The organism is Longispora fulva (assembly GCF_015751905.1).
GTDB classification, from domain to species: Bacteria; Actinomycetota; Actinomycetes; order Mycobacteriales; family Micromonosporaceae; genus Longispora; species Longispora fulva.
In genome coordinates, this window is sequence record NZ_JADOUF010000001.1 from 6,458,434 (window position 1) to 6,470,934 (window position 12,501).

17 protein-coding genes are annotated in these 12,501 nt (G+C 71.3%); 13 read left to right on the forward strand and 4 right to left on the reverse strand.

The window, feature by feature from the left end; genetic code table 11:
- Positions 1-8: 8 nt before the first annotated feature.
- Both IW245_RS29375 and IW245_RS29380 read left to right on the forward strand, forming a co-directional pair.
- On the forward strand, positions 9-1,046 hold the full coding sequence (locus tag IW245_RS29375; RefSeq protein WP_197006380.1) for an LCP family protein: 1,038 nt from the start codon (positions 9-11) through the stop codon (positions 1,044-1,046).
- Positions 1,047-1,209: 163 nt separating this feature from the next.
- Positions 1,210-1,542, forward strand: coding sequence for a rhodanese-like domain-containing protein (locus IW245_RS29380; protein ID WP_197006381.1), 333 nt, complete (start codon positions 1,210-1,212; stop codon positions 1,540-1,542).
- 99 nt (positions 1,543-1,641) lie between these two features.
- Here IW245_RS29380 and IW245_RS29385 read toward each other — a convergent pair whose 3' ends face one another.
- Positions 1,642-2,268, reverse strand: a complete 627-nt coding sequence (locus IW245_RS29385) for a 2'-5' RNA ligase family protein (RefSeq protein ID WP_197006382.1) — start codon at positions 2,266-2,268, stop codon at positions 1,642-1,644.
- A 125-nt stretch (positions 2,269-2,393) separates the two neighbouring features.
- Between IW245_RS29385 and IW245_RS29390 the strand changes: the two genes are divergently transcribed.
- From IW245_RS29390 to IW245_RS29400, 3 genes are all read left to right on the forward strand, one after another.
- On the forward strand, positions 2,394-2,807 hold the full coding sequence (locus tag IW245_RS29390) for an ATP-binding protein (RefSeq protein ID WP_197006383.1): 414 nt from the start codon (positions 2,394-2,396) through the stop codon (positions 2,805-2,807).
- A 77-nt stretch (positions 2,808-2,884) separates the two neighbouring features.
- A complete protein-coding gene (locus tag IW245_RS29395; RefSeq protein WP_197006384.1) occupies positions 2,885-3,745 on the forward strand; it encodes a DUF5926 family protein in 861 nt (286 codons plus the stop codon).
- Between the two features lie 129 nt (positions 3,746-3,874).
- Positions 3,875-4,426: a nuclease-related domain-containing protein gene (locus tag IW245_RS29400; protein WP_231398977.1), complete on the forward strand. Its 552-nt coding sequence runs from the start codon at positions 3,875-3,877 to the stop codon at positions 4,424-4,426.
- 37 nt (positions 4,427-4,463) lie between these two features.
- On the opposite strand, the gene IW245_RS29405 is transcribed toward IW245_RS29400, so the two are convergent.
- A complete protein-coding gene (locus IW245_RS29405) occupies positions 4,464-5,051 on the reverse strand; it encodes a TMEM165/GDT1 family protein (protein ID WP_197006385.1) in 588 nt (195 codons plus the stop codon).
- 79 nt (positions 5,052-5,130) lie between these two features.
- On the opposite strand from IW245_RS29405, the gene IW245_RS29410 reads away from it, so the two are divergent.
- Genes IW245_RS29410 through IW245_RS29435 form a run of 6 tightly spaced genes read left to right on the forward strand, consistent with a single transcriptional unit; the run spans position 5,131 to position 9,317 of the window.
- Entirely contained in the window at positions 5,131-5,544 is a 414-nt protein-coding gene (locus IW245_RS29410) for an ACT domain-containing protein (RefSeq protein WP_197006386.1), read from the forward strand.
- A 1-nt stretch (position 5,545) separates the two neighbouring features.
- Positions 5,546-6,355 (forward strand): prephenate dehydratase, encoded by an 810-nt coding sequence (pheA, locus tag IW245_RS29415; RefSeq protein ID WP_231400399.1) that lies wholly within the window; start codon positions 5,546-5,548, stop codon positions 6,353-6,355.
- Positions 6,356-6,359: 4 nt separating this feature from the next.
- Complete coding sequence (locus IW245_RS29420; protein ID WP_197006388.1) at positions 6,360-6,713, forward strand: metallopeptidase family protein; 354 nt, start codon at positions 6,360-6,362, stop codon at positions 6,711-6,713.
- Positions 6,714-6,763: 50 nt separating this feature from the next.
- Entirely contained in the window at positions 6,764-7,150 is a 387-nt protein-coding gene (locus tag IW245_RS29425; protein WP_197006389.1) for a hypothetical protein, read from the forward strand.
- 11 nt (positions 7,151-7,161) lie between these two features.
- Positions 7,162-8,400 (forward strand): serine--tRNA ligase, encoded by a 1,239-nt coding sequence (gene serS, locus IW245_RS29430; protein ID WP_197006390.1) that lies wholly within the window; start codon positions 7,162-7,164, stop codon positions 8,398-8,400.
- On the forward strand, positions 8,397-9,317 hold the full coding sequence (locus IW245_RS29435; RefSeq protein ID WP_197006391.1) for an HAD-IIB family hydrolase: 921 nt from the start codon (positions 8,397-8,399) through the stop codon (positions 9,315-9,317). Before serS ends, IW245_RS29435 begins: the two co-directional genes overlap by 4 nt.
- On the opposite strand, the gene IW245_RS29440 is transcribed toward IW245_RS29435, so the two are convergent.
- Positions 9,300-10,094: an HAD family hydrolase gene (locus IW245_RS29440; protein ID WP_197006392.1), complete on the reverse strand. Its 795-nt coding sequence runs from the start codon at positions 10,092-10,094 to the stop codon at positions 9,300-9,302. The two genes, IW245_RS29435 and IW245_RS29440, sit on opposite strands and share 18 nt — an antisense overlap.
- Positions 10,095-10,203: 109 nt before the next feature.
- On the opposite strand from IW245_RS29440, the gene IW245_RS29445 reads away from it, so the two are divergent.
- On the forward strand, positions 10,204-10,698 hold the full coding sequence (locus IW245_RS29445) for a bacterial proteasome activator family protein (protein WP_197006393.1): 495 nt from the start codon (positions 10,204-10,206) through the stop codon (positions 10,696-10,698).
- A 166-nt stretch (positions 10,699-10,864) separates the two neighbouring features.
- On the opposite strand, the gene IW245_RS29450 is transcribed toward IW245_RS29445, so the two are convergent.
- On the reverse strand, positions 10,865-11,659 hold the full coding sequence (locus IW245_RS29450; RefSeq protein ID WP_197006394.1) for an enoyl-CoA hydratase-related protein: 795 nt from the start codon (positions 11,657-11,659) through the stop codon (positions 10,865-10,867).
- A 16-nt stretch (positions 11,660-11,675) separates the two neighbouring features.
- Between IW245_RS29450 and IW245_RS29455 the strand changes: the two genes are divergently transcribed.
- Positions 11,676-12,374, forward strand: a complete 699-nt coding sequence (locus tag IW245_RS29455; RefSeq protein WP_197008744.1) for an alpha/beta hydrolase family protein — start codon at positions 11,676-11,678, stop codon at positions 12,372-12,374.
- Positions 12,375-12,501: the final 127 nt, after the last annotated feature.

The window sequence follows — 12,501 nt, forward strand, 5'->3', positions numbered from 1 at the left end:
TGGAGGGCATGGGGAGGGCGCGGGGGCCTCGGCTGGGAGCTGGTCGGCGCGCACCCCTGTGGACCCGGCTGTGCATCGGCGTCGGGGCCTTTCTCCTCCTGCTCAGCGGCGGCGCGCTCGCCGGCGGCCGGGTACTCCTCGACCGCTACGAGGGCGCGGTGCGCCGGGCCGACCTGCTCCCGCACGGCACCGCCCGGGACGTCGGCGACTCGGTCCGCGGGCCGATGAACCTGCTCCTGGTCGGCTCCGACCTGCGCCAGGGGCTGGAGAACGAGGTCTGGCGGTCCGACACGATCATGATCGTGCACGTCAACGAGCGCCTGGACCGGGCGTACGTGGTGTCGATCCCCCGTGACCTGCAGGTCAGGATCCCCCGCTGCATCGAGGCACCCGACGGCTGCGTGGACAAGATCAACGCGGCGTTCGCGTTCGGCGGGATCGGTCCCCCGTTCGACCCGGTCCGGGGCTACCAACTGCTCGCCGAGACCGTGCGGGACCTGACCGGGCTGCGGTTCGACGCCGCCGGCATCGTCGACTTCACAGGCTTCACCCGGCTCGTCGGCGCCCTCGGCGGGGTACGCCTGTGCGTGGACGTAGAGACCACCTCGATCCACAGCGGCATGACCTGGGAGCCGGGCTGCCAGGACTTCAACGAGCACGCCGCGCTCGACTACATCCGGCAGCGGCAGTACCCGGACGGGGACGTCACCCGCCAGCGGCACCAGCAGCAGTTCATCAAGGCCGTGCTCCAGCAGGCCCTCGCCCGGGGCGTGCTGGCCGACCCCGGCCGCCTGGACCGGGTGATCCGGGCGGCCGGCCAGTCCCTGACCATCGCCAGCCCGTACCCGACGACGACCCTGTTTCTCGCCCTACGGGGGATCCGTCCCGAGAACATCACACTGCTCCAGCTGCCGGCCACCTCCGACTGGATCGACGGGATCGCCTACGCCGAGCCGGTCGAACGCACCGAGCCGATGTTCGCCGCGCTCCGGGAGGACAGCCTCGACGCGTTCGTGCTCGACAACCCCGACGTCGTGAACCAGTGACCCCCACACGCCGACCCGGCAGGCGCGGGCTGCGATCCGCTGAGGCCGCGCGGGACCGCGCCCCGGGCCGCGCCGCCGGGCCACCGGCCCAGACCGGGTCCGCGCTGAGGACCGTGGGTCGCGAGCCGGTCGCTCGGGGCATCGGAACGGATAGGATCGCGGCATGTTTGGCGAGCCGCTCCCCAGTGTCAGTCCCTCCGACGTCCCCGCCGGTGCGTTCCTCCTCGACGTGCGCGAGGTCGACGAGTGGGAGGCCGGCCACGCGCCGGACGCCGTCCACGTGCCGATGAGCGAGATCCCGGCCCGGATCGCCGAGGTGCCCGAGGAGGGCGACGTCGTCGTCATCTGCCGCGCCGGTGGCCGCTCCGCCCGGGTCGTGGCCTACCTGCAGGGCAACGGTCGGGGGAACGTCTTCAACCTCGACGGCGGGATGCAGGCGTGGGACGCCACCGGGAAGCCGGTCGTGTCGGCGGCCGGCCCCGGAGTCGTGATCTAGACGGGGTGCCGCGCCCCCGGCGACCTCTCCAGGGAAGTGCCGGTGCGCGCCGGGTGCTGGGCGCGGCGTAACCGTCTGGGCGTTTCGCTCTTGATCTGGTCAGCCGCCGAGGGGCAACCGGACCTCGTTCGTCCAGGACCACTTGTGGTCGTCCTTGGTGAGGGCCAGCATCGACGCGTGCGTGATCGTCAGCTCCACGGGCGGGACGCTGAGCGCGGCGAGCCGGTCCTTGAACGGCTGCGCCGGCCCGTCGGCGTTCACGTAGGCGACGCTGACGTGCGGCTCGAACTCGCCGGACTCCTGACCCGGCAGCGCGTACAGCCGGGACTCGTCGATGACGGAGAACACCCCGGCGCGTACGGCGTCGCGGATCGCGGCCAGCGGCTCGACCGGGCCGAGGGGGATGTAGACGGAGTCGGTGGCGAGCACCTCCGGCTCGGTGCGCACGACCGCGGGGGGCACGGCGGCGAGCCGCCCGCGGACGGCCGCAGTGATGTCCGTCATCTCCTCGGGGGTAAGTTCATCGGTGAACGTCACGCCCTGGATGGTCATGTGCCGCCACTGCGGAAGTATCAGGTCCAGGTTCGGGATGTCGCCCAACGAGGTCTGGTAGGCGTCAATGACCTGGTGTAAGCGGGGATCATCGGCGAAGGTGATATAGCACGAGTACAGTGCTCGGCCCGGCGACCAACGGGGCAGCTCGGTCCAATGGTTGACGACAGTCATAGTGCGCAGGCTAGTGGACAGGCGGAAGTGCCGGCAGAACTTCCGTCAGCCGTTGGCCATCAGCCGTATGTACGGGGTATTTTGTCGGAAGGTTGCTAGATAGCACCCAAAAGGATGGGGGACGCGTGAGCGGCTGTCTGGAGGTCTCAGAGCGGGCTTCCTGCGTCGTCGTGCCCCATCATGCGCAGGCCGCAGGCCTCGCCCGGCGCCGGGTCGCCGTCGAGCTGTCGCCCCGGCTGGGCCCGGAGACGCTGGCCGACGTCACCGCGATCGTCTCCGAGCTGGTCGGCAACGCCGTGCTGCACGCCCGCCCGCTGCCCGACGGCGGGGTCCGGGTCGCCTGGCAGGTCGGGCCGCAGTCGATCGAGCTGCGGGTCACCGACGGCGGGGCCGTGGAGCTGCCGCACGTCCGCCGGGTCGGCCCCGAGTCGCTGAACGGGCGGGGGCTGAGCATCGTCGCCGCGCTGTCGGACCGGTGGGGCGTGGTCCGCGACGGGCTCGGGCAGTGCGTGTGGGCCGAGCTGCGCCACGCCGCCTGATCCTGGGTACGGGCGGGTAACCCCAGTTCGACCAGCCCCGTTAGGACAACTCGGGCACCAAGGACTACCCTGCCAGGGTGAGTAAGCGTGCAAAGAAAGCCGGCGAGAAGCGCCCCAAGGTCCGCGACATCTTCGTCCCCCGGCCGTTCGCCGGGTTGCCGAGCGAGGTCGAATGGGTCGCGCTGCGGGAGCTCGTTCCCGCAGCGAGCGCTCCGCTGAAGCTGAAGCCGGAGTTCGCGGTCGAGGGTCGCGACGTCATCCTCGCCACGGTGCTGCCGATGGCCTGGCCGGCGATGACGAAGCCGGACGGCCGGGTGTTCGTGGCGTTGCAGCGGCACGTGCAGTCCGGGGACATCAGCCGGGACATCGCCGTGGCGATCCTGCGCGGTCTGGAGACCGCCCCGGGTCAGCCGGTGGCCGTGCCGGCGCTGCCGGGCGAGGGCCCGCGGTTGCAGGACATCCTGGTCGACGAGCCGCTCGACGTGACGGTGCACGCGGGCTTCGAGTTCTGGCTGGACGACGACGTGAACGACCCGTCGGTCACCGCCGGGGTCGAGCGGGCCAACGAGGCGATCTACCCGACGAAGGCGCTCGCCGCCGCCGAGGGCGCCTACTGGTGCCAGGTCGTCGAGAAGTCGCACGTCCGCTGGGTGCTCGGCGACGACGAGGACCGGGGCCTGGACGCGCTGTCGCGGCTGTCGGCCAGCCAGCAGCTCCTGCTGGGCGAGGGCACGAAGTTCGCCGGCATGTTCCGGGCGCACGGCACCCTGGTGCCGGTGTGGGACGTGCCGTTCGACCCGCCGGCCGACGACTGGGAGCAGCCGCTCGCCGAGTTCGTCAAGCGCTACGCGGAGGCGTACGCGGTCACGGCCGACCTCAGCCCGGCCGAACGGCAGGCGAAGCAGGGCCTCCAGGCGCGTCAGCTGACCCTGAGATAGTTTCCCATTCACTCATGTACCAAACCTCGCATTGTAAGGCTTGGATCACCTAACGTAGTGGAAAGTCTACTGGCGAGGTGTGTGATGAGTGCGATGTCGTTGAACGATGCCTCTAACCTGCCTCCGGCGATGTCCGCCGGGTGGCTGGAGCGCCGCCGTGCCGCGAAGGCGGAACGGTCCGCCAACGGGGCCCGCCAGAAGGTGGTGGACAGGATCACCCGGCTCGGGCCGGACTGGCGTCTGCTGGACGCCCGTTCGTTCGGCCTGCCGGGGAGCCTGGACTTCCTCCTCTTCGGACCGGGCGGGATCTTCACGATCCAGGTCAAGTCCCAGGGGCGTACCCGGGTGCAGCTCGCCGGGGACGTGATCCAGATCGACGGGAAGCGGCCGCCGTACATCCCTTCGGCCCGCCGGGACGCCAAGTTGGCCTCCGGTGCGCTGACCCGGGCGACCGGCCGCACCATCCCGGTGACCCCGGTGATCGTGTTCGTCGGCTCCGGGCAGCTGTCGATGCAGGGCCTGCCGAAGGGCTGCCTCGTCGCGCACAACCGTGAGCTGGAGCGGATCCTGGCCACCCGGGGGTCGTTCCTGTCGGCCCGCAGCGTCGACACGCTGTACGAGGTCGCGGCCCGGCCGTCCACCTGGGTGCCGGTCGAGCAGCAGCGGTCGCGGGCGGCCTGAGGTCCCCGGGCTGTCTGGACCCGCCGCTTTCCGCGGTCTAGAGCAGCCTGAGCAGTTCGTAGAGGGCGTAGAGCGCGAAGACGGCGAACAGTGCCGCGGCGCCGCGTTGGATCCAGCGCAGCGGCACGTACCGGAGCACGGCCCGCCCGAGCAGCACCGCCACGGCGGCGACCGACACGAGCGCCACGAAGGCCCCGACGAACACTGACGCCGGCGCGTCGTAGCGCGCGGCCATCGCCGCCGTCGCCAGCTGTGACGCGTCACCCCACTCGGCGGCGAACAGCACCCCGAAGCTGGTCAGCGCGATCCGCCACCACGGGGCCTCCTCGTGCCGGGCGCTCTGGGCCTCGTCCACGGGCTGCCGGCTCTCCCGGTACAGCAGGTACGCGCCGACGCCGAACAGGACGAACACCGCGCTGAGCACCACCCAGTCGGGCAGCAGGGTCAGCACCGAGCCGGCGGCCACCGCGATCGCGGACTGCACGGCGAAGGCGGCCGACACGCCGGCGAGTACCGGCAGCGGGCGGTAGCGGCTGGCCAGGACGAGGGTCGCCATCAGCGTCTTGTCCGGCAGCTCCACCAGGAAGATCAGCAGCAGGGTGGCGCCGAGCGCGGTGAACTCCACGTCCTGAGACTAGGGGTGCGACCTGGGTCACCTGGGACGCCTCACCACTGTGTGACTCCGAACCCGTACGCTTCGTTGCGTGTTGGATCTGGACCTCTTCCCCGGCGAGTACGCCATCTGCCGTCTTCCGGCCGGTTCCACCGTGCCCCCGGCACTGGTGGAGGCCGCCGCGTCCGCGAAACCGGGCCAGGCGGTGTCCGTGACGTGGACGCCGTTCGAAACCAGCGTGATGTGCCCGGCGGAGTTCGCGCCGGCCGAGGCGACGGTCGAGCCGGGCTGGCGCTGCTTCCGGGTGAACGGCCCGGTGAACCTGGCGCTGACCGGGATCGTCGCGGCCTTCTCCGTGCCGTTGGCCGCCGCGCGGGTCAACATCTTCTGCTTCTCGACGTACGACACCGACTACCTTCTGGTGAACTCGGTGCGGCTCAGCGAGGCGATCGCCGCGCTCACCGAGGCCGGTCACCGGCTGACGGGTGACCTTCCGCAAGAATGACCTGGTGAAGTACGCGTATCTCGGCCCGGCCGGCACGTTCACCGAAGCAGCCCTGCGCACGTTCGCCGGGCCCGAAGACGAGCTGGTGGCGTGCCGGAGTGTCCCGGAGGCGCTGGACGCCGCCCGGGACGGCCAGGTCGACGCCGCGCTGGTCCCGCTGGAGAACTCCGTCGGCGGCGGGGTCGACATCACCCTGGACGAGCTGCTCGCCGGCCACCTGGTGATCACCCGCGAGGTGCTGCTGCCGGTCGAGTTCGTCCTGGTAGGCACGCCGGACCCCGACCGGGTCGGCGCGCACCCGCAGGCCTCCGCGCAGTGCCGGGGCTGGCTGCGTGACCACCTGCCCGACGCGACGGTGGTGGACATGCTGTCCAACGCCGCGGCGGCGATCGCCGTCCGGGCCGGCGAACTGCCGGCGGCGGTCACCTCGCCGCTGGCCGCCGAGCAGAACGGCCTGACCCCGCTCGCCGAGAACATCGGCGACCACCCGGCGACCACCCGGTTCGTGCTCGTCTCCCCGCCCGGGACCACGGGCGCCCCGACCGGGCACGACCTGACGACGCTGGTCGTCCACATCGCACACGACCAGGTGGGCGCGCTGCTGCGGGTACTCACCGAGCTGGCCATCCGGGGCGTGAACCTGACCAGGATCGAGTCGCGCCCCACGGGCGAGGCCCTGGGTCGGTACGCGTTCTTCCTCGACTGCCAGGGGCACATCGCCGACAAGCCGCTCACCGAGACGATGCGGGCCCTGGAGATGTTCTGCGCCAAGGTGACGTTCCTCGGGAGCTACCCGAGTGGGGGACGATAGGGGCATGCCTGTCGAGATGAGCCGTGCCCGCTTCGAGGAACTGGTCGCCGACGCCCTCGACGAGGTCCCGGAGGAGCTGATGTCGTTGCTGGACAACGTGGTGGTGCTCGTCGAGGACAAGGCGCCGGCGAACGACCCGAACCTCCTCGGCCTGTACGAGGGCTACGCGCTCACCGAACGCGGCTGGGACTACTCCGGGGCGCTGCCGGACCGGATCACGATCTACCGGCTGCCGACGCTCGCCATCTGCGACACGGAGGAGGACGTCGTCGAGGAGGTGTCGGTGACCGTGGTGCACGAGATCGCGCATCATTTCGGCATCGACGACGATCGGTTGCATGAACTCGGGTGGGATTAACGGGCCGTTCGGCCGTTGTCATCGAGCCATCGCTCAGCGTCAATTGACGTATGTGGCGGACGGGGCTCCTGTGCATCGCTGTCGGCGTCGGCGCCGAGGTGATCGGCCTCGCGCTGCCCTGGAACGAGGGCATGTCCCTGGCGACCGTGCTGACCTGGCCGACCGTGGAGGCGTACCGGCTGCCGCTGGGGCTGGGCGGGGCGGTGGCCACGTTCGGGATCGCGCTCTGGGTGCTGGCCGGGCGCGGGGGCCTCGGGCGGCGGCGGACCCTGCTCGCAGCGATGGGAATAGTCCAGTTCTGTGGGCTTTTCTCGCTTTTGAACGTGAGTAACGCAGCCGGGGTCTGGGCCTTCGCCGCCGGGGCGGCCGGGGTGCTCCTCGGCGGGTTGATCGCATACCGCACGAACCCGAGTGCGGAGGAATTGGGCGGCCGGTAGCCTTGGTCACCATGATTGACCTGCGCCTGCTGCGCGAGAACCCGGAGACCGTCCGAGCGAGCCAAAGAGCACGTGGCGAGTCGGAATCGGCCGTTGACGCCCTGCTCACCGCCGACGAGTCCCGCCGGCACGCCGTGGCCCACTTCGAGGGGCTGCGCGCCGAGCAGAAGGTGCTCGGCAAGCAGGTCGCGACGGCCAAGGGCGAGGAGAAGACGGCCCTGTTGGCCCGGACCAAGGAGTTGTCGGCGGAGGTCAAGGCCGCCGACGCCGCGGTCACCGAGGCCGAGGTGGCCCTGCGCGCCGCCCAGTTCGCCGTCCCGAACATCGTCGAGGGCGCCCCGCCCGGCGGCGAGGACGACTACATCGTGCTCCGCGAGGTCGGCGAGAAGCAGCCGCTCGGGCTCGACCACCTGGAGCTCGGCGAGAAGCTCGGCGCGATCGACATGGAGCGCGGCGCGAAGGTCTCGGGCTCGCGGTTCTACTTCCTCACCGGGCCCGGCGCGCTGCTCCAGCTCGCGCTGCTCCAGCTGGGCATGAACCAGGCCGTCGAGTACGGCTTCACGGCCATGATCACGCCTTCGCTGGTCAAGCCGGAGTCGATGGAGGGCACCGGGTTCCTCGGCGCGCACGCCAGCGAGATCTACCACCTGCCGGCCGACGACCTGTATCTGGTCGGGACGAGCGAGGTGGCCCTCGCCGGGTACCACCGGGACGAGATCCTCGACGTGACGACGCCGAAGCGGTACGCCGGCTGGTCGTCGTGCTACCGCCGCGAGGCCGGCAGCTACGGCAAGGACACCCGGGGCATCATCCGGGTGCACCAGTTCGACAAGGTCGAGATGTTCTCCTACGTGGCCCTGGAGCAGGCCGCCGAGGAGCACCTGCGGCTGCTCGCCTGGGAGGAGGAGCTGCTCGGCAAGCTGGAGCTGTCCTACCGGGTGATCGACGTGGCGGCCGGTGACCTCGGGTCGAGCGCGGTGCGCAAGTTCGACTGCGAGGCGTGGGTGCCGTCGCAGCAGCAGTACCGCGAGGTGACCAGCACGTCGAACTGCACGACGTTCCAGGCCCGCCGGCTCAACATCCGGCACCGCGACGAGGAGGGCAAGACCCAGCCGGTCGCCACCCTCAACGGCACCCTGGCCACCACCAGGATGCTCGTGCCCCTGCTCGAACAGCACCAGCAGCCCGACGGCACGGTCCGGGTCCCCAAGGCGCTGCAGCCGTTCCTGGGCGGTCGGGAAACACTGTGAGCACGCCAGGGCACGACGACCGGAGGCCGGGGGCGCCGAGGATCGGAGTGCCCCGGGCTGCCGAGGACGACGACCGGAGGCCGGGCGCCGCGCCCCGGCTGGTCGTGCTCGACCTGGACGGCACCGTCGTGCCGTACTCGGGGAAGTTCCTCGAGCCCAGTCCCCGGGTCCGCAAGGCGATCGCCCGCGCGATCGAGGCCGGCGCGACGGTGACCGTCGCGACCGGCCGGGCGGTGTGGACCACGCTGCCCACGGTCCGGATGCTCGGCCTGTCAGGGATCGAGCTGGTCTGCTCCGACGGGGCGGTCGGCTACGACCTCGACACCGACCAGGTGATCTTCCGGGTGCTCATCGACGCGAAGCCGGCGGTCGACGCGCTGGCGGCGATCGCGCCGGACGCCGGGTTCGCCGTCGAACACGAGACGGACGGGTACCTGTACACGGCGGAGTTCCCGTTGGAGCACTCCATCGGCTACCTGCGCGAGGTGTCCCGCGACGAGCTGGTCGCGCAGCCGACGGCTCGGCTGATCTGCCGGGTCGCCGGTGACCTGCACACCGAGAACACCACGCTGGAGGACCTGCGGGCCCGCCGGCGCGAGGCGGAGGTGCTGCTCGACCGTGCCGGACTGTCGTCCGCCGAGTACCACGTCGAGCTCGGCTACTCCGGCTGGATGGACATCACCCGGGCCGGCGTGAACAAGGGCAGCGGCGTGGCCCGGCTCGCCGCCAACCTCGGCATCACGGCCGAGGAGACCCTGGTGATCGGGGACGCCGGCAACGACCTGGCGATGTTCGCCTGGGCCGGGCACTCGGTCGCGATGGGCCAGGCCGCCGACCCGATCAAGGCCGCAGCCGACGAGGTCACCGCCACGGTCGAGGAGGACGGCGTCGCGCTGATCCTAGAGAAGCTTTTCTAGGTACGCGGCCACGCCGTCCTCGTCATTGCTCAGCGTCACCTCGTCCGCGAGCGCGAGCACCTCGCGGTGCGCGTTGGCCACCGCGACCCGCCGGCCGGCCCAGCCCAGCATGGGCACGTCGTTCGGCGCGTCCCCGAAGACCAGCACGTCCGCCGGGTCGATGCCGAGCGTGCTGGTGATCACGGCGAGCCCGGTGGCCTTCGTGACGCCGGGCGGGGTCAGCTCCAGGTAGCCGGTGCCGGCCTCGGTCACCTCGCACAGCGACGGCGGCACCACGGACCGGGCCACGGCCAGCAACTCGTCGGGCGAAAGCGCCGGGGCCCGGACGAACACCTTCAACACCGGCCCGGACAGCGCCTCGGCCCGGGGCATCGGCCGCCACGAGGTGTCGGTGAACGGCCAGCTCGGCCCCGGGTCCCCCCACAGCGGACCCTCCGGGGAGATGTCGGCCTCCACAGTGACGTGCACCGGGCCGACCTCGGTCTCGATCAGGTCGACGGCCTTGGCGAAGACCGTCCCGTCGAGGGAGGTCTCCCGCAGCCAGCGGTCGGTGGCGTTGTCCAGCACGTACCCGCCCTGGGCCAGGGCGAGGTAGCTGGCGGCCGGGATGTCCTGCCGGCACAGCTCGATGAGTCGCGGGCCCCGTCCGGTGACCCCGACGAGGGGGATGCCGGCGGCTCGCACCCGGTCGAGAACCCTGCGGGTGCGCAGGCTGACCGTGCCATCGGTCCGAACGAGGGTCCCGTCGAGGTCCGTTGCGATGAGCAGTGGCGTCATTTTCCGACGTTAGCTCAATCCGTCACCGTACGTAGTGACCTGTCCTGGTGAATTTTGGCGGTCGGGTCGGTGGTCCCCGGTGGTCCGGACGCTGAGGCAGGATAGGTACATGACAGAGCAGCCGCGTGAGCAGCAGATCATCCTTGTCGGGAGCGATGACGACAACGACCCGTCGCGTCTGGTCGAGCAGCCGGCCAAGGTCATGCGGATCGGCAGCATGATCAAACAGCTTCTCGAAGAGGTCCGGGTCGCCCCCCTGGACGAGGCGGGACGCCGTCGCCTGAAGGAGATCCACCACCGTTCCATCCTCGAGCTCGAGGACGGGCTGGCCCCGGAGTTGCGCGACGAGCTGGAGCGGCTGACCCTGCCGTTCACCGACGACGACGTGCCGTCGGAGGCGGAGCTGCGCATCGCCCAGGCCCAGCTCGTGGGGTGGCTGGAGGGGTTGTTCCACGGGATCCAGGCGGCGTTGATGGCGCAGCAGATGGCGGCGCGGATGCAGCTGGAGCAGATCCGGCGGGGGCCGGCCGCGTTGCCGGCAGGGCCGGGTGGGGCCGGGCCGCAGGACGGGCCGGGGCAGAGCCGCACGGGACAGTATCTGTAGGGCCGTGGGGTCGGGTGCCGTCGCCGGCTGAGCTGGCCGCGGCACCCGGCGGACAGGCGCCAGCGCCTGGCGCCGGACCGCAGCGCACCCGCACCCGGCAGGCCGGCCCGGGCGGCCGCTGGAACCGGGAGCGGGTGTCGCCGTAATCAAAAAATGATCTTGGGTTTCAGCGGTAGGGGTCGAAGTCCGGCAGGCGCTTCTCCGCGAACGCCGCCGCGCCCTCGGCGGCCTCGTCCGTGTGGCTGAACAACTCCAGGCCGTCGAAGGCCAGGTGGGACAGGCCGGCCAGGTGGTCGGAGTCGGCGTTGAAGGAGTGCTTGAGGAACCGCAGCGCGGTGGGCGAGTAGCTGGCGATCTGGCGGCCCCAGGCCATCGCGGCATCGGCCAGCTCGTCGCCCGGCACGATCTTGTTGACGAGTCCCCAGCTCAGGGCCGTGTCCGCGTCGATGAGTTCCAGGAGGAACCACAGCTGCCGGGCGCGCTTCTCGCCGACGACCCGGGCGAGGTACGCCGACCCGAAGCCCGCGTCGAACGACCCCACCCGGGGCCCGGACTGGCCGAACCTGGCGTGGTTCGCCGCGATGGTCAGGTCGCACAGCACGTGCAGGACGTGCCCGCCGCCGACCGCGACCCCGTTCACGGCGGCGATCACCGGCTTGGGGATGTCGCGGATCATCCGGTGCAGCCGCTCGATCTCGAACGTGCCCCACTCGGTCGGCCCGTAGCTGCCCGTCTCGGCGCGTTCCTTGACGTCGCCGCCCGCGCAGAAGGCCCGCTCGCCCGCGCCGGTCAGGATCACGACGGCCACGTCCCGGGCGGCCCACGCCGTCTTGAACGCGTGGATCAGCTCGTCGACGGTCCGGCCCCGGAACGAGTTCATCCGGTCCGGCCGGTCGATCGTGATGGTCGCGACCCGGTCGGCGACCGCGTAGCGGATATCGGTGTACTCAACGGTCGTCACGCGGACACGATAACCTCTGCCCGTGGATCCTCGAGAGGTGTTGACCCGCCCCGCGCCGGCCCCCGACTTCACCGAGCCGTACGGCGACCACCCTGACCAGGTGTTCGACGTCCGGGGCACGGGCCCGTTGGTCGTGTTCGTGCACGGCGGCTTCTGGCGCGCGGAGTACGACCGCGCGCATGTCGGCCCGCTGTCCTGTGGCCTGGCGGCCGAGGGGTACCGGGTGGCGACGATCGAGTTCCGCCGCACCGGTCAGCCCGGCGGCGGCTGGCCCGGCACGTTCGACGACGTCACGCTCGCCCTCGCCGAGGTGCCCCGGATCCTCGGCCAGGAGATCGCCCTGGTCTCCGGGCACTCGGCCGGTGGCCATCTGGCGCTGTGGGCCGCCGCGGACGGCCCGGTGCTGGCTCTCGCGCCGGTGACCGGCCTGGCCGGTGCGCACGAGCTGGACGACCGGGCGGCGCATCTGCTGCTGGGTGGGGGGCCCGGGGAGGTGCCCGAGCGGTATGTCGCGGCCGAGCCGAGCCGGGTGGGGACGCTGATCCACGGCACCGAGGACGCGCAGGTGCCGGTGGAGTTGTCCCGGGCGTACGCGGCCCGGACCGGGTCGCGCCTGGTCGAGCTTCCCGGCATCGAACACTTCGGCCTGATCGACCCGCTGTCGGCGGCCTGGCCGACGGTGCTCGCGGAGGCCCGCGCGGCGATCGGGTCCTGACCGGCGCCCTGGCCAGGGGTGAACAGATCAACTTCACGAACGTCATCTGACTACGCCGCGTCTCCGCCTCGGCGACGTCGGCACCGCTGCGAGGAACTCCCCGAAGCCCCGGATATGTTGGGTTCTT

Excerpts from the sequence above, each read along its gene's own strand:
- IW245_RS29375 (WP_197006380.1), top strand. The coding sequence starts at position 9 with ATGGGGAGGGCGCGGGGGCCTCGGCTGGGAGCTGGTCGGCGCGCACCC.
- IW245_RS29380 (WP_197006381.1), top strand. The coding sequence starts at position 1,210 with ATGTTTGGCGAGCCGCTCCCCAGTGTCAGTCCCTCCGACGTCCCCGCC.
- IW245_RS29385 (WP_197006382.1), bottom strand. The coding sequence starts at position 2,268 with ATGACTGTCGTCAACCATTGGACCGAGCTGCCCCGTTGGTCGCCGGGC.
- IW245_RS29400 (WP_231398977.1), top strand. The coding sequence starts at position 3,875 with ATGTCCGCCGGGTGGCTGGAGCGCCGCCGTGCCGCGAAGGCGGAACGG.
- IW245_RS29420 (WP_197006388.1), top strand. The coding sequence starts at position 6,360 with ATGCCTGTCGAGATGAGCCGTGCCCGCTTCGAGGAACTGGTCGCCGAC.
- IW245_RS29425 (WP_197006389.1), top strand. The coding sequence starts at position 6,764 with ATGTGGCGGACGGGGCTCCTGTGCATCGCTGTCGGCGTCGGCGCCGAG.
- serS (WP_197006390.1), top strand. The coding sequence starts at position 7,162 with ATGATTGACCTGCGCCTGCTGCGCGAGAACCCGGAGACCGTCCGAGCG.
- IW245_RS29440 (WP_197006392.1), bottom strand. The coding sequence starts at position 10,094 with ATGACGCCACTGCTCATCGCAACGGACCTCGACGGGACCCTCGTTCGG.
- IW245_RS29445 (WP_197006393.1), top strand. The coding sequence starts at position 10,204 with ATGACAGAGCAGCCGCGTGAGCAGCAGATCATCCTTGTCGGGAGCGAT.